The sequence below is a fragment of the Shewanella sp. OMA3-2 genome (assembly GCF_021513195.1).
Lineage (GTDB): Bacteria > Pseudomonadota > Gammaproteobacteria > Enterobacterales > Shewanellaceae > Shewanella.
On the sequence record NZ_CP090974.1, the window covers coordinates 2,184,764 to 2,205,612 of the forward strand.

The following is a 20,849-nucleotide window of genomic DNA, read 5'->3' on the forward strand; positions in this document are numbered from 1 at the left end:
ACAATATAAAAGGACCTTAGTTGTGAATGATAAAACGATTGTTAAGCCTCGACCTGGGAAAGGGGCGGGGCTGGCAAGCAGTAAACCTAAAATTGATGATGATAATCAAAAAACCTTAATCCAAGAACAAAGGTTTGAAAATCGAAGCCAGCGGGCTGTGCTCAGTCTGGCTCAAAATCCAATTGTTGATTTTGCTGGTACGCTGCTGTCTATTTGTACTCAATTAAAAGCCAGCACCCAACATGATGATGTTGATACTTTGCGAGTGCACTGTGTTGAGTTAATTAAAAATTATGAACAACAGCTGCGTAATGCCGACGTGGCCTCAGACGACATCAAATCTGCTCGCTATTGTATCTGTTGCTTTATCGATGAAGTGGTCCTGAATACTCCTTGGGGTGAGCAAAGTTATTGGGCGTCAGAGAGTTTGTTGTCTACGTTTCATAATGAAACATTAGGTGGGGAGTATTTCTATACCCTGTTAGATGCTTCATTGGTGAACTCAAATGAAAAGTCCAATTTACTTGAGTTGATGTATCTATGTCTGACTCTGGGTTTTGTTGGCAAAATGCGCGTTGAACCTCAAGGTGGTCAAAAATTAGAAGCATTGCGCGACCGCATATACTTAGCTATTCAGTCAACAAAAGATGAAGTTCACCGTGAACTGTCTCCCAGTTGGCGACAAAATATAGCCTCTCATCTTACTTTCCAACATCCTTTCCCATTATGGGTTATAGGGGCGTTATTTGGCGTGTTGTTATTGTTTATTTACATGGGATTCAGTTACAGCATTAATGAATATTCTTCACAAGCATACAAACAACTGACGTCAGTTGTGCCTTGGCAACAAGCAGAGGAAGAACAGCAAATAAGTCGTGATGAAGCTCTCTTACTACAGCAACTATTACAAACTGAGATCACCAAGCACATACTTGAAGTTGAGCAATTAAATGACCGGGTACGCATTCGAATCGGTGCCGGTGAGTTGTTCTCTTCTGGTAATACTCAGCCTCGTTCAGATTTTGAAGCGATTTTAGCCAAAATAGCGCGCACGCTTGAAAGTACCTCAGGTAAAATTTTAATTACCGGACACACAGATGATGAAGCGATTTTTACTTCCAAATATCCTTCAAATTGGCACTTGTCACTTGCTAGAGCAACTTCTATCGGCGATGTACTTGCTCGAAGTGCATCATTGCGTGGTCGTATTTGGCCTGAAGGGCGAGGAGAGTCGGAACCTCGAGTCGCTAACGATAGTGATTTGAATCGCGCTCTGAATAGACGTATCGAAATAGATTTATTGTTCTAGCATTACACAAAGGAATGTATTGATGTCTTTAAAATCAATTGGCAAAAGGATTGTCGATGTACTCAAGTCCAAATGGGTTATCACAATTATTGGCTTTACATGTTTAGCATTATTAATCTGGTTTGGTGGCCCATTAGTCGCCATAGCAGGATATGAACCTTTAGCATCTGCAGCAGTGAGGGTCATCGTCTTGCTGGTTATTATTATTATTTGGGGGATTTTACATTTTTCACAACAAATTAATAGTAAGAAACAAAGTGAGAAAATGGTTGATAACCTTATTAATGGTGACGAAGGCAGTGCGGTAACTGGGGATGATTTAGTTAAAAGCGAAATTGCAGTGTTACAGAATAAAATGACCCAAGCGTTAGATATTTTAAAGCACACTAAATTAACTAAAAACAAAAGTATCTATGAACTACCTTGGTACATCATGATTGGTCCGCCAGGTAGTGGAAAAACCACCGCAATCCAACACTCTGGTTTGGAATATCCTCTAAAAGATAAAATGGGGATAGATATGATTGAGGGTGTCGGCGGAACCCGCCATTGCGACTGGTGGTTCACTAATAAAGCGGTATTAATAGATACAGCGGGCCGGTATACCACGCAAGATAGTCATATCAAGCAAGACTCTCGTGCTTGGCAAGGTTTTCTGGGATTACTCAAAAAGTATCGTCCTATTCGCCCTATTAATGGGGTGATTATTAGCATGGGAATGTCAGATTTATTAAATCAAACAAAAACCGAGAGAAATCTACACGCTAGAGCGATTAAGCAGCGATTACAAGAGCTACAAAACCAATTAGGTATGACTTTTCCGGTTTATGTTCTGTTGTCTAAATCAGATTTAGTGGCAGGTTTTAATGAATTTTTTGATGACTTAACTAAAGATGAATGTGAGCAAATATGGGGGGTAACATTTCCATTAAATGTCGATGATGGCAGCGATGTTGTGAGTACTTTTAATAAAGAGTTTCATCACCTTTTATTAAATTTAAATGCCAGACTAAATAGTCGTCTAAGACATGAACGAGATTTAGATCGTAGAGCGGCAATTTATGAGTTTCCAAAACAGTTAAGATTATTACAAAGTTCAGCAGATGATTTTTTGAAAGAAATATTCGCACCTAACGCATATGAAGAGGCGCCATTATTACGGGGAGTGTACTTAACCAGCGCGACGCAAGAAGGGACTCCGATAGATCATTTATCAACCCATTTATCCAGTGGCATAAAAAGTAGAACCAAAGCGAATACTGGCCATAAGGTACGCAGTTATTTTATAAAGCGTTTACTTGAAGATGTTATTTTTCCAGAGAAAAACTTAGCCTCAACCAATAGAAAACACGTCAAGCATAACAAGCTGTTACGTAAAATCTCTGTGGGTATAGCAGCCTCTGTAACCTTGTTGTCAAGTTATCTTTGGTGGCAAAGTTATGACTGGAATAGGCAACTTATTGATAATACTTATGCTGATTTAGCTAAATATGAAGCAATTACAAATGGCGGTTTATCGTCAAAAGCAGACATAGTGACCTTAACAAAAGGTTTAACTGTGATTCGAAATTTGCCAGTCGGTTTTGGAACCGAAAAATCGGATGATGCGCAAACATTTGGCCTTTATCAAGGAGACAAGCTAAAGCAACCTGCGACAGCGGCATATATTAGAGCGTTAGAAACTCATTTAAGGCCATTTATGCTTGCGGTTCTCAGTGAGGAAATGGACGCTAATGGTGGTCATTTAAACTATCTTTATGAGACATTAAAAACTTACTTAATGTTATATCAATCAGAGTACTACAAAGAGGACAATATTAAAGTTTGGTTCTCTGCTTATATTGACCGCAACATTACAGGCAGTATTAATATTGACGTACGTCAACAGCTCAATACTCATATAGAAACTCTATTAAATTTAGGTATCCGCGGCAAAAAATATGATGAGATGGTCGTAGATAGCGCTCGGGCAAATTTGACTATGTTGCCATTAGTTGAACGCGCATATCAGCGATTAAAAAGTGACTTTTCCCAAAGCAGCATTCCCGATTTTAAGCTGGTTGATATTTTAAGTTTAGATAGCTTAGATGGCTTGGTTTTTACCAGCGGACGCCCATTTAATCAAGGTATTCCTGGCTTATATACCTTTAATGGCTTTCACGGTATTTTCAATATTGAGAAAAACAAAATCATCAAAAATTTAACCGCAGACAGCTGGGTTTATGGTGATGACTTAGCTGATTTAGATGAACAAGCCCGTAAGCGTTTAACTGCAGATTTAGAGACGAAATATATTCGCGATTATATTTTCTACTGGGAAGATTTATTGAGTGATGTTGCAATCAGACCATATTCGACTCTTGAAGAGGCTGAACGCGTTACTGCCGCGTTAGCGAGCCCAGATCAACCGATAAAAACCATTTTGGCAGCAGTGCAAAAAAATGTTGAATTAACTAAGTTACCGATGGAGTCGAATAATTTAAAAGCAGCTGGCGAAGTCGTCAGCAACATATCAGATGTCGCATTTAGGTCTAAAAAGGCACAATTAAATCGTCTTTTACCTGATACTGCAATTGAACTTAATATGGATTTACCGGGTAAAGAAGTTGAGGTTGCATTTGCTGAGATTTTAAAAATTAATCTATCCGAAATAGATCAAGTTCAAACAACTCTTAGGGCATTAAATAGAAATTATAATAAGTTATTACTTCAGTCTGAAGGCCGCGGTAGTGTAATGAATCAAGCGGTCGAAGAAAGCTTTGCCCAAATGGGCTCTAATTTATCCGAACAACTTATTGATTTACCTTATCCGGTAAAAGGTTGGTTGGGCGATGTTGCTTATCAAACTCGTTCATTTGCAAAATCGAATCAAAGCCAGCGATTTAATGGCATCTGGCGATCACAAGTATTTGCTGAGTTTGAACGGGCTATTGCTGGTCGATACCCGTTTAATCGTCGTGCGACAGAAGATGTTAGGCTGAAAGATTTTAGTAAGTTTTTTGGTTACGGCGGCACCTTAGATAAGTTTTGGGATCAATACTTAGCCATGCATGTTGATACAAGTAAAAAGCCTTGGCGCTTTAAACGTAATATTGGTATTCGCAATGATGTGTTAACCATGTATCAACGGGCAGAGGTTATCAAAGAAGCCTTTTTTGAACCGGGCACTAATCATCCTAGAATCAATTTTTCATTAGAGCCACAGCTATTAGATAGCAGTGTGAGTTTATTTTTATTAGAAATGGACTCTCAACAGCTTAAGTATCGTCATGGTCCAACAAGAAAAGAAATGTTTGTTTGGCCTGGCCCTGGTGCTAATAATGAAACTCGGATTGCTTTTTCTCCACCTAATGGCGGCCGTTCAATCAATATGAAATATGAAGGTGAATGGTCATTTTTCAAACTGCTTGATGAGTTAAGTAATAAACGTCCTCAAACCAAAAAAGATGGCAAGTTACAGATTAATTTGAGTGGCTATAACGCTGAGCTGACGCTTAGGGCTAATAGTGTTAACAATCCATTTTGGATGGCAAATATGGAGAAGTTTACATGTCCGGCGAACCTTTAAAACATATAGGTTATTGTGGCAAAGTCCCCACAAGAGGCGACTTTATTCAGCAAGGATTAAATAAAGATTTCTTTAAAAATTGGAATGATTGGCTTCGGGCCGTTATCGCTGTTAGTAAAGAACAGGCAGGGGATGATTGGTTAGAATATTACTTAACCAGTCCAATTTGGCACTTTTCTCTTTCTGCTGGGGTGTGCTGTGATCAAGCTGTTGTAGGGACGGTTATTCCCAGTGTAGATCAAGTTGGCAGGCACTATCCATTTACCTTGGCGGGGCTCCATACTCAATCTGCATTAAGGGGATGGCGTGACAATACTTGCTCGACAGCGTTTGAACAAAACATATTAGCTGTTCTTGAAGATGACATCGCAATGGATGAGTGGTTTAACGTCCTAGCCCAAAGTAAGTTTACTGTTGGTATAGACAAATGTCGTTTTTTTGAAAACGAATCAATGGATCAAACTAAAAAAGCCTGGGTTTTCCAAGGGGCAAATAACCTAGATTTACTGTCGCTACTTGATCTGCAATATACACGACGATTTAAGCGATACAGTATTTGGTGGACAGAAGGTTCAGAAGAAGTTGAATCCTGCGTGATTGTGACCGAGGGATTACCCCCCGTGAGTCAATTTATATCAATGCTTAATGGTCAATGGATACAACGTGATTGGAATACCGCTCAGATAATCAAGGAAGAAAGCACGTGCACTTAAGTCATGCATTAACCCATAGGGGTACCGTAAGGGAAATAAATGAAGATGCTTTTTTAGAATTACCTCACTTAGGCGTTTGGGTTGTTGCTGATGGTATGGGGGGACATGCTGCCGGTGATGTGGCGAGCCAATTAGTGATTGATGGTATTCAAAAATCACTGGAGTGCTTAACGCCTGATGAAATCACCATTAGCATTTTAAAGTCTTCTTTGCAAAACAGTAATCGATTGCTCCAACAGATGAGCCAATCTGATTTTGATGGCAAGGTCGCAGGAAGTACCGTGGTTGTTTTGTGGTTATATGCAGAGCAATATCATTTATTTTGGGTTGGTGATAGTCGAATATATCGCTCAAGAGATGAGTGTTTAGTTCAGCTCACTAAAGATCATAGTCAAGTGAATGATATGGTCGATGAAGGGATTCTTGCGCCAGAAGATGCAGAATCGCATCCTTTAGCAAACGTTATTACCCGTGCTGTAGGCGTTGATCAAGATTTAGATATTGACTATCAGGTCGGAACCTTAAAAGAAGGAGATATTTTTCTTTTATGCAGTGATGGCCTCAACAAAGAGTTAAGTGATATAGAAATAGAGCGCACTATTAAAGCAGGAAATATCATAGATTCAGGTTTAGCGTTACTACATTCATCATTAGTACGTAATGCTAGAGATAACGTGACCTGTATTTTGGTTAAGAATACCCAAGTGATAGCAGATAAGACAGAAGAGTGTGATAAAACCATTCCCGTTTTTATATAACATAAGTTATTTATATTTTTTTTGAGTATGACTTGTGTTGATATAAATGTTTAGTTTAGTATGTCGTTTACCTTATTATTATCGATAACACTAAGCTATTAGTGATGTAATATAGGTAAATATAATTACTTTTGATGTATTTTTATTTTATGTTTAGTGTATGTTGATATAAATATAATTAATAAGGATTATATTTATATGAAATACATTAAAAAGTATTACTGTGTTTTCTTATTTATTATTTTAGAATCAAAGTTTGTTAAATTCAGGGATTGAATTCAGTTGAGAAAGTTAAAAAATTTATTAATTGATGATTTAATATTACCTATTACTGAGGATGCGGTAACAGGCACAGATCCGCGTGAAGATATTAGCCCCACCTCTGCATATTACTTGTTAAAAGATGTTCGAAATAACGCACGAGCAAAAGAGCGTAAAGCGCTGACTAACGATGAAGATGTACTTTCAGTTGCGATAGATTGGCGCCCCATTTTTGAGCAAGTTCCCAGCAGGCTTAAAGCTCAAACTAAAGACATTGAATATGTCGCTTGGTTTATTGAGGCCGCATGTCGATTATATGGCTTTAAAGGACTCAGTTTTGGTTTTTCACTGGCGACAGAATTAATTGAAAATTACTGGGATGAACTGTATCCAACACCTGAGCCAGATGACCTATCAGAAAGACTTGCACCACTAATCGGTCTTAATGGCATTGAAAGCGAAGGGTCGTTAATTCAACCGATCAAGACCATTCCAATCACAGAAGGCAGTTTTGTATTTTCTACTTGGCAGTATGAACAAGCATTAGATGTGGACCGTTTAGATAAAGATAAACAAGAAAAACGTTTTGAAGCCGGTGCAGTATCACTTGAGGAAGTACAGCTTAGTATAAAAGAAACCACCGATGATTTTTATATCGAGCTCAGTCAAGATGTTGATGATGCGATTGAAGCATTTATGAAGCTATCAGATGTCATGGACGAGGTGATGTCTGGCCAGCCGCAACCGACTAGCTATATTCGTAAAGCGCTTGAAGCATGTGCTTTACAAATCCGCTCCATATCTGCACCTATATTAGTTAAAAACAATAAAAGTGTTGAGGTTCCATCGGAAAACGACGGCGATGAAACGACCACTGTACTGGGATCTGAGACCATAGGTGTCGAAAAACAACTTCATTCGCGAGCTCAAGCTATTCGCCATCTGGAGTCGATAGCGCAATTTTTTAAGCAAACAGAACCACACTCTCCAATGTCGTATGCCATAGAGCAAGTAATACGTTGGAGCGATTTAAGTTTACCTGAGTTATTACAAGAATTAATCCAAGATGGTGAAGCGAGGAATGGCTTCTTCAAGTTATCTGGAATAAAAACTGAAGAATAATCCGTAGTTGATTACTCACATTATTATTGAAAGGAGTTCAAATGAGTGTACATGATCGATTAAAGCGAGTACGAAAACCCCGCGTCCATATTACCTATGATATCGAAACTGAAGGTGCAGTCGTTAAAAAAGAACTGCCTTTTGTTATTGGTATTACTGGCGATTTTACTGGTCACAATACCGAAAGCATTAAACCGTTGAAAGACCGTCGTTTTGTGCAAATTGACCGTGATAACTTTAACGATGTACTTAAGCGTATGAGTCCTCAACTCAATATATCAGTGCCTAATACGTTGGCTGATGATGATTCAGAAATGAATGTCTCTTTACAGTTTAATAGCTTAGAGGACTTTGAACCTGCTGCGATAGTTAACCAGGTTGAACCATTAAAGAAATTGATGGAAACACGCAATAAACTACGAGATTTAATGACTAAGGTCGACCGTTCAGAGAATCTAGAGAATATTTTAGAAGAAGTGCTAAATAACACCACGAGTTTAGATAAGCTAGCAGGTGAACTGAATCTTAAAGGAGCTGAATAATGAGCATGGAAGCCGCTACATTAGATGCTGTATCTGAAGAACAAACATTAAGTGTCTCAATTCTAGAGCAAGCAATTGGTGCGACAAAGCAAACCGATTCATCACGAGCTGAAGAATTAATTCGTTCTTTAACAGAAGAAGCATTAAAAGGTACCGTTCAATGGGATAAAAACCTTACGGTCACATTTAATAAAGCCATTAGCCGCTTGGATGATGTTATTTCTAAGCAGTTATCAGCCATTATGCATAATAGCGAATTACAAAAACTCGAAGGTAGCTGGCGTGGTCTGCACCACACAGTGAAAAACTCTGAAACGAATGCCACACTTAAAATTCGTATCATGAGTTTATCAAAGAAAGAGCTCCATAAAGATTTAAGTAAAGCTGTTGAGTTTGACCAAAGCCAGATGTTTAAAAAAATCTATGAAGCTGAATTTGGTACTCCTGGTGGCGAACCATATGGCTGCTTAGTCGGTGATTACGAGTTCAGTAATCATCCTGAAGATGTGGAATCATTATCATTAATGTCCAATGTTGCAGCGGCAGGTTTCTGTCCGTTTATTTCTGCCGCGGGATCGTCTTTATTCGGCTTTGATGACTGGACTGAACTCAGTAAACCGCGTGATTTAGAGAAAGTATTTGAATCATTAGAATATACCCAGTGGCGCTCATTTCGTGAAAGCGATGACTCACGCTTTGTAACATTAACTATGCCACGAGTACTGGCCCGTCTACCTTATGGTTCAGCGACTAAACCTGTTGAAGAGTTTTGCTATGAAGAGTTTGAGTTAGACGACGAAGGTGGTCGTTCTAAAATTGCTGGTCACGATGATTATTGCTGGATGAATGCCTCTTATGTCATGGCGACGAATATGGGCCAAGCATTTAGTAAGTATGGTTTCTGTACCGCTATTCGAGGCGCGGAAGGTGGCGGCAAAGTTGAAGGCTTACCTGCGCACATATTTACCAGTGATGATGGCGACCTGGATCTTAAATGCCCGACAGAAATTGGTATTACAGACCGTCGTGAAGCTGAGCTGAGTAAGTTAGGTTTCTTGCCTTTATGTCACTATAAGCATACAGACTATGCTGTGTTTTTTGGCTCTCAGTCGTGTCAAAAGCCGAAGATTTTTTCAAACCATGATGCGACAGCGAATGCAGCTATTTCTGCCCGTTTGCCATATTTAATGGCCACATCTCGCTTTGCTCATTACTTAAAGGTAATGGCGCGAGATAAGATTGGTAGCTTTATGGAGGCTGATGATGTTGAGGCATGGCTTAACCGTTGGATCTTATCTTTTGTGAACGCTTCTGAAGGTGGTGGCCAAGATATTCGAGCTAAATATCCACTGGCTGACGCTAAGGTTGAAGTTAAAGAGATCCCTGGTCAACCGGGATCTTATAATGCAGTAGCCTGGCTTCGCCCTTGGTTACAAATGGAAGAGTTAACCGCTTCCTTACGCTTAGTCGCGAAAATTCCTAAAGTAGGCTAGTCACCCTCAGGTGAGCCTCATTTGTTTTCAAGGATAGAAACAAACGATGACGCAAGAAGCTATTTCATTTGTTACAAGTGAAATCTTTAACGAAGGCACGGGTGTGAATACACCTGTGTCTTCGACGCCACAAAAGCTTAAAAACAAGCATTTGGTTGAACGCTTCCTTCGGGAGTCTGACTCAACCCGTTCCTTGTTGCTTTGGCTAGAGAATTCGCGTCATTCGTTGACTCAATTTGATAAAACCTCCGTTTTACCATTTTTGCTCAAAGCTATCGATCAAATCGACAGGCAAATAGAGCAACAACTCAACATCATTATTCATCATGTCTCTTTTCAAGCCTTAGAAGCTAGCTGGCGCGGGGTACTTTATCTTGTTGAACAGCAACACATGCATGATAAAGATCAAAAAGTAAAAGTAAAAATGTTGGACTGCTGTTGGCAAACGTTATCAAAAGATATCAATAAAGCGATTGAATTTGACCAAAGTGAGTTTTTCAAACTTATTTATAATAATGAATATGATATGTCTGGTGGTGAACCTTTTGGTGCGCTGATTGGCGATTATCAGATCAGTCATAAAAGTCGTCCTGGTGTATCGATGAGTGACATTGATGTACTAAAAGATATATCCCGAACTGCAGCAGCCGCTTTTGCTCCTTTTATAGCTTCAGCAAGCCCATCTTTATTTGGTGCCGATGATTTCTCCGATCTTTCAGCCCACATGAATATAGGTAAAATTTTTGAACAACAAGAATATATAAAGTGGAACTCATTACGCAAAATGGATGATGCAAGATTTATTGGTCTTACATTACCCAATATTTTGATGCGCTCACCTTATTTAATTGATGGCACCCGCAGCGAAGGCTTTAAATTTAAAGAGTCGATTAAAAACCCCAAAAAAGATCATTTGTGGGGTAATGCGGCTTATGCTTTTGGTGGCGTCATTATTCGCGCCTTTAGCGAATCAGGTTGGTTTGGCCAGATAAGAGGCCTTGAGCCTGGGGCGCGTAAGAAGGGCTTAGTGTGTGATTTGGCTGTGTGCCAATACGAGACGGATTTATACCGTAAACGCAATAAACCATCCATTGATCTATTAGTCAGTGACAAGGCAGAAAAAGCCTTGTCTGACCTTGGTTTTATTCCTTTATCGCCCGTATCTGGCTGTGAGCATTTAGTTTTTTACAGTAATGCTTCAGTTCAGCAACCGCCTAAATACGAGTTACTAGAGGACAGCATAAATGCAAAGTTGTCATCAATGTTGCAATACATCTTATGTGTATCTCGTTTTGCGCATTACATCAAAGTTATTGGGCGCGAAAAAATAGGCTCGTTGCAGTCAGCAGAAGCTTGTCAGCGAGATCTACAATTATGGTTACATAAATACACAACGGCATCAGAAGTGTCGTCTGAGGATGTGAGAAGCCAATACCCATTACGTAATGCACAAGTTCAAGTTAAAGAAATGCGTGGTAAACCTGGGCATTATTACTCAATTATCCAACTTCAACCTCACTTTCAATTGGACCAGATGGTATCGAGCATCAAGCTGGTTACTGAATTGACGTCAAGAAACTAACTTTAAAAAAGGTGTGCAATGAATACGATCCAACAAATGCTTGGCAATGGTCAGCTACAAGAAGCAATTTTATATGTTGAAGGCAAGTTAAGAGATGATCCAATGAATGTAGATTTTAAGAGTGCTCATATTGAGCTCTTATGCATCAATGGGTCACTTGAACGGGCTGATAAGCAGTTAAACTTTTTGGTGCAAAAACATCCTGACTTTTTAATTGGAGCGGCCAACTTACGCCAATTAATTCGTGCAGAACAGGCTCGTCAAGATTTTATGAAAGGGCAAGCTGTACCTAAATTATTTGCTGATGCCGATCCACATAGCGAGGCGTTAATGAAGCTAAGGCTTGCATTGACAGATGGGCAAGATGATATGGCTCAATGTTCATTAAATTTAGAACAGCAGCGCCCTCAGGTAAATCTTGAGCTAGATGGAAAACTCAGTGAGGAAATACGAGATCTTGATGACACTCTTGGTGGATTCATTGAGGTTTTCGGCACCGACGGACATTATTATTTAGCACAATTATCAGAAATCGATTACATCAATTTCAAGCCAGTTTCTTCATTGATTGAAAACGTTTGGCGTCGTGTTGAACTGGCAATTAAAAATGGCCCAAGTGGTGAGGCGCACATACCTATGGTGTATGGCGGTAGTGAATCGGATGCTCAAAAATTGGGGCGTGAAACCGATTGGCAAGAAATTGCCACGGATGTCATGGTTGGTAAAGGATTAAAAATGTGGTTTGTTGATGATAATGCCACTCCATTAAACCAGTTCAAAAAGATAAATGCACCCGTGTTGCAATAGGCTAAATAAGTGAAGAAAGCTCAGCCCATTATGGCATCCGTGTTAGATCGTCTTATTGACGATGCACCTGATGAACAAGATATCAAAGACAGTCATCGCGGTCTTAATTTACGTCAATTAAGGGCCAATGTACGCCGAGATCTTGAAAACTTGTTGAATGCAAAATTGCAATGGCAGACTTGGCCCGAACATTTAGTTGAGTTAGATAAATCACTGATGAATTATGGATTACGTGACTTTTCATCTATGCCTGTAGCAAGTCTAGATGGTCGTCAGCTGTTATGTCAGCAAGTCGCAGATACTATAAAACGTTTTGAGCCAAGATTTGTAGAAGTCATGGTTGAAACTGTTGATAACGAGCAGCCATTAGACAGAGTACTTAGATTAAAAATTAATGCGCTGTTATATGCCGATCCTGAACCAGAATTTATAACTTTTGACTCAGAAGTAGAACCAGTGCATTTAGCCATGATAGTGAATGAGGCGTCATTGTGAACCAAGAATTACTAGAATATTACAATCGTGAGCTGGCATTTATTCGTCATATGGGTTCAGAGTTTGCCGATCAATATCCCAAGGTTGCAGGACGGCTTAGATTAAGTGATGAGCATGTGGAAGATCCGCATGTATCAAGGTTAATTGAGGCATTTTCATTACTCACGGCACAAATAAGACAAAAGTTGGATGATAGTTTTCCTGAGCTCACCGAAGCATTATTAGGTCAACTATACCCTGATTATCAAGCGCCTATTCCTTCTATGTCGGTTATTCAGGTTACAACTGAGAATTTATCAACAACCAGGGTACTACTGCCAAAAGATACCCAGGTAGAAACACAAGTTGAAGGGATGAAATCTTGTCAATTTAAGACATGTTATGACATGAAACTGTGGCCAATTGAAGTACAAAAAGCGCAATTTCAAAATGCCCCTTTCAGTGCGCCTGAGCCAAACTGGCCTGAACGCGCAAAGGCGATAATAAAGCTTGATATAGCCTGTGAATTTGATGAAATCAGTATGCCTAGTTTAGGCGTTAATAAACTGCGCTTCTTCCTTAATGGGCAAGATCACCAAACTTTTCAGTTATACCAATTATTATTCGAGCATAGTTTAGGTTTTGCCCTGGTAAATGAAAACCAATCAGAGTGTAAGTTTTTAACAAAACGTCATTTAAAATCTGTTGGGTTTGATGATGAAGAGCAAGTTATTCCTTACAGCCAACGTAGTAGCGCGGGTTACCGATTATTACTTGAGAACTTCATTTTTCCTGAGAAGTTTCTTTTTTTGATATCGATGATTTATCAAACAGTTGGCAAGGTATTGATAGCAAGTTTTCATTATATATTTATCTCAAGGAAGGCTCATCCGATCTTGAGAAACAAGTATCTGCAAACCATTTCTTATTGGGCTGTACTCCTGTGATTAACTTATTTGAGCAGAAGTTAGAGTCGGTGAGTATCGATGGCGCACAATATGAGTATAAATTAGCCGCACGTTATGCTGATGCCGAAGTAACAGAAATCATTAATGTGCAAGAAGTGATTGCATTTGATCCCAAAGATAACAAAGTCGTTGTTACGCCATTTTATGGTGAGTCTCATCCACAGTATCTTGGTCATAATAACTTGTTTTGGCATGTTAGGCGGGAGTCTGCTAGTTGGGCAGGTGGCTATAGTGAGCAAGGAACTGAATCCTATTTATCACTTGTTGATCATCACTTTAAAGGTTTTACCGCAGAAGAAGATTATGGGTCATGGGTGCTCAGTATTAAAGCACTTTGCAGTAACCGAAATCTACCAGCACATTTACCTTTTGGTACAGATGAACCTAAAATGTTTGTTCCTGAACGTGCTGATATTATTAAACAAGTTAAATGCTTATTAGCACCAACATTGCCTGTAAGAGCTGCCTTAAGTGATGCGTCCCGCTGGCAACTGGTCAGACACCTCTCAATTGATAGCTTTAGTGGCCCTAATGCCCTTAACAACTTAAAAGAAACACTTAAGTTGTATGACTTTAAATGCTCGCCTGAAAACAAGAAATTGATTGAGAATATTCATCAAGTGAATGTAGCGGCTGACACAGCAAGAGTTAATCAAGCTGGCAGAATCAGTTTTTGCAGTGGCAGCCATATAGAAATCACTTTTATTAATGATCATTACTCTGGTAGTGGAGTGTTTTTCTTTTGCTGTATTTTAGACCACTTTTTTGCGCAGTTTTCTGTTGTTAATAGCTTCACTCGGTTAAGTATGCGATTTAAAGATCAAGATGCTATTTATCATACTTGGCCAGCTCGAGCAGGGAAGATACCGCTGCTATGAATTTACAAGCCATATTTGATGCACCAACAGAATATGATTTTTACCAAGCGGTATATCAATTTCAACAGCAGCTTTCAAAGCATCAACAAGGTTTTAAGGTGGGGTATGACTCTATTCCGTCTTCCGAACTATTGCGGTTTAAGTCTGATCAGCACCTAGGTTTTCCAGGTCAAGCTATTAGTCGTATTAAGCCTAAAGACAGTGAACAAACAACAAAAAAAACGGCTGAAATACATGTGTCATTTATGGGGTTAACAGGCCCTAGCGGAGTATTGCCGCAGCATTATACCGAGTTAGTATTAGAACGTTTACGCTTGAAAGACAGTGGGATGCGTGATTTTTATGATCTTTTTAATCATCGGCTAATTTCGCTTTTTTACCGTGCTTGGGAGAAGTATCGGTTTGCCGTAAATTATGAGACAGCAGATAAAGGCCCAAAAGATGCTTTTACTCATGTCTTAAGCCAATTAAGCGGTGAGCACTCTTATAACCGATATTACAGTGGTTTTTATCAGCGAAAATCGCCTAGTGCAGAGTCGTTAAGAATGATGCTAGAAGACTTTACTGGTTGTGATGTTGAAATATTATCTTTCCAGGGGCGTTGGCAAACTTTAGCGACAACAGAGCAAACTAGAATGGCGAGTCGAATGTTACCTGAAGGTCAGTACGCTCGTCTTGGCGTTGATGCCAGCATAGGTGGCAGAGTATGGGATATCAACTCAAGTATTACTATCAATATTAAACCAAATAAACAGTCGACCGTAGGTGCATTTATGCCGGGTGAACCAGGCTATGTCCCTTTGAAGGAGTTAGTCACTAGCTATTTAGGTCAGTCTGTTAAACATAAGATTTATTTAGAAATAAAACAACAAGATGCCCCTAAAGCACAGATGTCAAAGTCTGCTGTTCCCTTAGGGTTAGGGTGTGGATTATTAAACCGTGCAGAGCATGGTCAACATTTAAAACGATTAATGATATAACAAATAAGGGACTATATATGTCAGCAATGACTTTGAGTAAATTGGTTGAAAAACTTAATCCTGTTTGCCGAAAATCTTTAGAAACTGCCGCCAGTATTTGCCATAGCCGCAGTCAATTTACGGTTGAAATTGAACATTGGTTATTAGCGTTATTAGAAAGTGATTCAGGTGACTTTGACATAATTAATGCCAGCTTTTCTGTTCATAAAGATCAGCTTATTAGTGAAGTTCGTCAAGGACTTGAAAAGTTTAAAACAGGAAACAGTTCGGCGCCGAGCCTATCGCCACATATTGTAAACTTACTTCGTCAATCTTGGTTAAATACCAGCATAGAATTTAATGATAACCAAGTCCGAGTTGCCTATGTCATCTATACACTGCTGACAGACGACTCTCTAAATTCATTAATTTCTCGCTCTGCCAAGCAATTAATGAAAGTCGACCCTGCACAATTAAAACACGCTTGGCCACAATTGGCGCGTCAATCAGCAGAGCATAAAGTATCAAGTACTGATATTGAAGAAACCCAAGCAATGCACACAGCTCCAAGCAAAACACCTAATTTGGATCAGTTTACCCAAGATCTCACAGCACAAGCGAGTTTAGGGAAAATCGACCCTATTTTAGGTCGCGATAATGAAATCAGACAGATGATTGATATTTTAACGCGACGCCGGCAAAACAACCCCATCTTAACAGGGGAAGCTGGTGTTGGAAAAACGGCCGTTGTTGAAGGTTTAGCTCTTAAAATTGCTCAAAAAGAAGTACCTGATGCATTACTCAATGTCAGGCTTCATGTACTTGATTTAGCGTTGTTACAAGCTGGAGCAGGTGTTAAAGGTGAGTTTGAAAATAGACTAAAAGCATTAATCAATGAAGTTAAGAATGCAGTAAAGCCGATTATATTATTTATCGATGAAGCTCACACTATGATAGGTAGTGGAGGACAAGCAGGGCAAAACGATGCCGCAAACTTACTCAAACCTGCTCTAGCAAGAGGGGAGTTAAGAACTATCGCCGCCACAACATGGGCAGAATATAAGAAGTTTTTTGAAAAAGACGCCGCATTAACACGACGTTTTCAAGTGGTAAAAATTGAAGAACCAAGCACTGAACAGGCAATAGCTATGATGCGTGGTTTATTACCCGTTATGGAAAGTCATCATAAAATCCTGGTATCAGATCAAGCGCTTTGTGCCGCAGTAAATCTGTCCCATCGATATATAACAGGGCGTCAGTTACCAGATAAAGCCGTCAGCTTATTAGATACAGCTTGTGCTAGAGTCGCGATGAGCCAGGCTTCAACTCCAGGAGCGGTTGAGGCAGTACAGCGTCAAATTCAACAATTAGAAACTCAGATAATGATCTTGAATAGAGAGCAAAAAAATGGCTCAGATCATAAGAAAGTACTATCTGAATTAAGCAAAAAGCAGAAGTTGTTCGAAAAGGAACTTAAACCGCTTGTTGAACAATGGCAATCAGAACTAGAAACGGTAAAAAGTATTGCCGCTTTAGTGACACAAATTCAAAATGAGCCAGAGGCATCCGCTGAGTTAGTCATACAACTATCAGAATACAAGCAAACACTTACGAGTAATAAACAGCCAATGGTACATTGGCAAGTTGATGAGCAACTCGTGGCTGAAGTGATTTCTGATTGGACAGGTATTCCGGCTGGGAAAATGCAAGATGATGAAATAAAGACAATTTTAAACCTAAAAGATGTCATGGCAAAGCGAGTAATAGGCCAAGATCATGCATTAGATTTAATTGCTAAAACAGTGCAAACATCGCGAGCTCAACTAGGTGATGAAAAACGTCCAATTGGTGTGTTTTTATTAGCAGGCCCAAGTGGTGTTGGTAAAACAGAAACAGCATTAACTTTAGCCGAACAAGTTTATGGTAGCGAAGATAACGTTACCGTAATCAATATGTCTGAATTTAAAGAAGAGCATAAAGTGTCGCTCTTATTAGGTTCGCCGCCAGGTTATGTTGGGTATGGTGAGGGCGGAGTATTAACTGAAGCAGTACGACGTAAACCCTACAGTGTTATTTTGCTTGATGAAATGGAGAAAGCGCATCCAGGAGTGCAAGATATTTTTTATCAAGTATTTGATAAAGGCACCATAAAAGATGGTGAAGGTCGTGACATCGATTTTAAGAATACCATTATAATTATGACATCTAATGCCGGTACTGATACGACAATGGCGCTCTTTGAAGATGAAGATATCATCCCCTCAATCAGTGGATTGCGAAAAGCACTCCAAAATGACTTACTAACGTTTTTTAAACCTGCTTTTCTTGGCCGTCTTAATGTTATTCCTTATATTCCACTGACTCAATTAATGCTTAATGAAATCACTAAATTGCAGTTACAGCGTGTTGGTGATCGCTTAGCAAATCATTACCAAGCTAAATTTAGTTACAGTGATGATGTTGTCACCAAGATTGTTTCTATGTGTCAAGATGCCGGCTCTGGTGCTCGTAATGTGCATAATATTTTACAAAACACCATGCTTCCAGATCTATCTATTAAGATTTTACAGAATATGGCAGCAAATAAAAAAACAGCTAATGTAAAAGTAAATATCGAAAAAGAAGAGTTTACTTATAAAGTATAAAAATAATATTGAAACCACACCCTCTCAATACTATTAAAAAGTATTAGATTTAGTGTTTTCTAATCTTTATTAAATTGAGAAATTATAAGTATTAACGCCAATGTGGTTTGTAAGCTTATGTTTTTTAAGGTTTGAATTGGGTTTTAAATATTTTTACATTCCTTTCATAAGGATAATTGATTATGAATCTCCCTTTGATATAATCTTTTTGCTTTAGACATAATTCTACTTTTCAAATAGTTAATAGTGATATTTATTTTTTGGAAAGTGCATTTTTAATAAATTGAAATATTAAGTTTGATTGTGAACTTATATAAACCTGTCCATTAATGGATGACATTTACGCAAAAGGAGCATTAATAATGCAAGCGAATACATATTTAGATTATGAAGGAATTAAAGGCGAAACTACCGCTGAAGAATTTAAAGACATGATCACTGTACTTTCTGTCGATTGGAATGTAAGCCGTGAGATTTCGTCTTTCACAGGTACTGCAAAAGATCGTGAAGCAAGTGCTACTCGCTTAGGTGACGTGACTATTACTAAATTACAAGATAATGCTTCTACTGACATCTTTAAAGAAGCGACTATCGGTAAAGGTAAAAAAGCGGTTTTTCATATCACCAAGCAAGGTGATAAAATCGAAGAAATTATGCAAATTGAATTAACAGATGCAATGATTTCTAGCTATAGCGTTTCAGTACAAGGCGATCGTCCAGTTGAGACTATTACCATCAGCTACACTGAAATGATGATGGCTGTTACTCCAACTGACGATAAAAATAACATTACTGCAGCGCTACGTTATGGCTACAGCGGTGTTAAAGGTCAACAAATGTAATTTGTTTGTGATCTTGAATCTTGGGGAACTTGTTTCCCCAAGATCTTTATCTTAAAAGACTGAGGCAAGGAATGCTTAAGGCCACTCAAAAAAATAATATTATTAGTATTACCACTCCTCTTGGTAAGGACACCCTTTACCTAACACATTTTACTGCCACTGAGGCCATGTCACAGCTATTCTCTATCAGTGCGTCAATGTTTACCGTTGGTACGCAGATCAACCTTGAAAATTTGGTCGGTAAGAATGTGTGTATTACTTTGCGAAATGCGCAAAGTGCAGGAGCGGTTCGATACTTCCATGGAGTGGTAAGCCATATTGAATCCGCAGGAATGCGAACAGCAGCATCCGATGTCGCTGAAGATTATATTGATTATCAGGCTGTTATTGTACCTCGTGCAGCATTGATGAAAAAACGTACCAATTGTCGAATTTTTCAAAATAAGTCCGTCATTGATATTCTTACCGATTTATTTGGTCAGCACGGTGTTAGCTTTCAAAATAAAACCACTCGGAGCTATCCTCAATATGAGTACTGTGTTCAGTATCTCGAATCAGATTTAGATTTTATTAGTCGCTTATTGCAACAAGAGGGTATTTTTTACTTTTTTGACCATAGCTTAAGTGATCATAAGTTGGTATTGGCCGATGATATTACTGCCTATAATGCTTGTGATGAAGCCCAAGTTCGTTGTTTTTCTGGCCATTTAGCCGAGTCACATGTGTCCCATTGGCAAGGGGGAATGAGCATGGTTAGCGGTGGCTTTATGAATAAAGGGTATGATTATACCCAGCCTAAAAAGTTTCCTTCGGGCAGTAATACCAAAGCGAGTTTACCTGAGCAAAAAACGCTCGAAGTATTCGAGTATCTAGGTGAGTCAGAATTCAATAAACGCTCACAACCTGTAGCAAATAATCAGCTTGAAGCCTGTCAAAAAGACATGAATAAATGCAGTGGTCAAAGTGACTGCCGTAGTTTTACTGTGGGTAAGTTCTTTACTTTTAAAGATCATGAAAACAGCAGTTACAAAGGTAAGAGTTTTCTTGTTAGCGCATTGAGAACATCTGCCACACAACCGAACCAATCTGGCGCAAGCCAGAGTGGTTCGGGCTCTGTCTATCAAAATGATTTTGAATGTGTACCTAATACCATCGCTTATCGCAGTACGGCCCAGCTTCGAAAACCACTTATAAATGGCGTTCAAACCGCGGTGGTTACTGGCGAGCCTGGTGATGAACAACATATTGATAAGTTTGGTCGGGTAAAAGTGCAGTTTCACTGGGATAGAGAGGGTGAATTTAATTCTAAAAGCTCATGTTGGATCCGTGTTGCTCAAAGCTGGGCCGGTAACAAATGGGGCGCATTCTTCTTTCCTCGAGTAGGGCAAGAAGTGCTGGTTGAGTTTATTAATGGTGATCCTGATCAACCTATTATTAGTGGTGCAGTGTATAACGCTGATTTAATGCCACCATATGCATTGCCATCTAAAAAAACACAATCGGGTATTAAATCTCACAGCACAAAAGATGGCGGCGCAGATAATTTCAATGAGCTTCGTTTTGATGATGAAAAAGGCAAAGAGTTGTTATTTTTCCAAGCGGAGAAGGACCATCAACTTAATGTTAAGAATGATCAAAAAGATAAAGTAGGTAATGACCGCTTTACCGATATAACTAACAATGACAATGGCAAGGTAGGCAATGACCGTAAGGTTGAGATAAGCAATAATGACACAGTCAAAGTCGGTAAAGTGCTGAACATTGAAGCCGGAAATGAAATTGTTATTAAAACGGGTAGCGCAAGTATTAAAATGAGTAGTGATGGCTCAATTTCAATTGAAGGCACTAATATCAAGATTAAAGGTACTGATATTAAAGTCAATGGAACGAGTATTGCGCTTAAAGCTGCTCAAATTAAGTTGAATTAA

14 protein-coding genes and 1 pseudogene are annotated in these 20,849 nt (G+C 39.1%); all 15 read left to right on the top strand.

Annotation, left to right across the window (positions count from 1 at the left end; genetic code table 11):
• The first annotated feature begins 22 nt into the window (after positions 1-22).
• The 15 genes and pseudogenes from tssL to L0B17_RS09710 all read left to right on the top strand — a co-directional run bounded on the left by tssL (position 23) and on the right by L0B17_RS09710 (position 20,849).
• On the top strand, positions 23-1,309 hold the full coding sequence (gene tssL, locus L0B17_RS09640; RefSeq protein WP_235084400.1) for a type VI secretion system protein TssL, long form: 1,287 nt from the start codon (positions 23-25) through the stop codon (positions 1,307-1,309).
• 22 nt (positions 1,310-1,331) lie between these two features.
• A complete protein-coding gene (tssM, locus tag L0B17_RS09645; protein ID WP_235084401.1) occupies positions 1,332-4,877 on the top strand; it encodes a type VI secretion system membrane subunit TssM in 3,546 nt (1,181 codons plus the stop codon).
• Positions 4,859-5,590: a type VI secretion system-associated protein TagF gene (tagF, locus tag L0B17_RS09650; RefSeq protein WP_235084402.1), complete on the top strand. Its 732-nt coding sequence runs from the start codon at positions 4,859-4,861 to the stop codon at positions 5,588-5,590. Before tssM ends, tagF begins: the two co-directional genes overlap by 19 nt.
• Positions 5,581-6,348 (top strand): PP2C family protein-serine/threonine phosphatase, encoded by a 768-nt coding sequence (locus tag L0B17_RS09655; RefSeq protein ID WP_235084403.1) that lies wholly within the window; start codon positions 5,581-5,583, stop codon positions 6,346-6,348. The genes tagF and L0B17_RS09655 overlap by 10 nt, the downstream gene beginning before the upstream one ends.
• Positions 6,349-6,630: 282 nt before the next feature.
• Positions 6,631-7,731, top strand: coding sequence for a type VI secretion system protein TssA (tssA, locus tag L0B17_RS09660; RefSeq protein WP_235084404.1), 1,101 nt, complete (start codon positions 6,631-6,633; stop codon positions 7,729-7,731).
• Between the two features lie 41 nt (positions 7,732-7,772).
• Positions 7,773-8,273 carry a type VI secretion system contractile sheath small subunit gene (tssB, locus tag L0B17_RS09665; RefSeq protein WP_235084405.1) on the top strand — a complete coding sequence of 167 codons (501 nt, stop codon included), beginning with the start codon at positions 7,773-7,775 and terminating at the stop codon, positions 8,271-8,273.
• Positions 8,273-9,766, top strand: a complete 1,494-nt coding sequence (gene tssC / locus L0B17_RS09670) for a type VI secretion system contractile sheath large subunit (protein ID WP_235084406.1) — start codon at positions 8,273-8,275, stop codon at positions 9,764-9,766. The genes tssB and tssC (L0B17_RS09670) overlap by 1 nt, the downstream gene beginning before the upstream one ends.
• A gap of 46 nt (positions 9,767-9,812) precedes the next feature.
• Positions 9,813-11,348, top strand: coding sequence for a type VI secretion system contractile sheath large subunit (gene tssC / locus L0B17_RS09675; RefSeq protein WP_235084407.1), 1,536 nt, complete (start codon positions 9,813-9,815; stop codon positions 11,346-11,348).
• Positions 11,349-11,366: 18 nt separating this feature from the next.
• Positions 11,367-12,155 carry a type VI secretion system accessory protein TagJ gene (locus L0B17_RS09680; protein ID WP_235084408.1) on the top strand — a complete coding sequence of 263 codons (789 nt, stop codon included), beginning with the start codon at positions 11,367-11,369 and terminating at the stop codon, positions 12,153-12,155.
• Between the two features lie 30 nt (positions 12,156-12,185).
• Positions 12,186-12,650, top strand: a complete 465-nt coding sequence (gene tssE / locus L0B17_RS09685; RefSeq protein WP_235089723.1) for a type VI secretion system baseplate subunit TssE — start codon at positions 12,186-12,188, stop codon at positions 12,648-12,650.
• A gap of 50 nt (positions 12,651-12,700) precedes the next feature.
• Positions 12,701-14,475, top strand: a pseudogene (gene tssF / locus L0B17_RS09690) (type VI secretion system baseplate subunit TssF).
• Positions 14,472-15,455, top strand: a complete 984-nt coding sequence (gene tssG, locus L0B17_RS09695) for a type VI secretion system baseplate subunit TssG (protein ID WP_235084409.1) — start codon at positions 14,472-14,474, stop codon at positions 15,453-15,455. The pseudogene tssF and the gene tssG overlap by 4 nt, the downstream one beginning before the upstream one ends.
• Before the next feature lie 17 nt (positions 15,456-15,472).
• Positions 15,473-18,079: a type VI secretion system ATPase TssH gene (tssH, locus tag L0B17_RS09700; protein ID WP_235084410.1), complete on the top strand. Its 2,607-nt coding sequence runs from the start codon at positions 15,473-15,475 to the stop codon at positions 18,077-18,079.
• A 362-nt stretch (positions 18,080-18,441) separates the two neighbouring features.
• Positions 18,442-18,921, top strand: a complete 480-nt coding sequence (locus L0B17_RS09705) for an Hcp family type VI secretion system effector (protein WP_235084411.1) — start codon at positions 18,442-18,444, stop codon at positions 18,919-18,921.
• Between the two features lie 71 nt (positions 18,922-18,992).
• Positions 18,993-20,849: a type VI secretion system Vgr family protein gene (locus L0B17_RS09710; RefSeq protein WP_235084412.1), complete on the top strand. Its 1,857-nt coding sequence runs from the start codon at positions 18,993-18,995 to the stop codon at positions 20,847-20,849.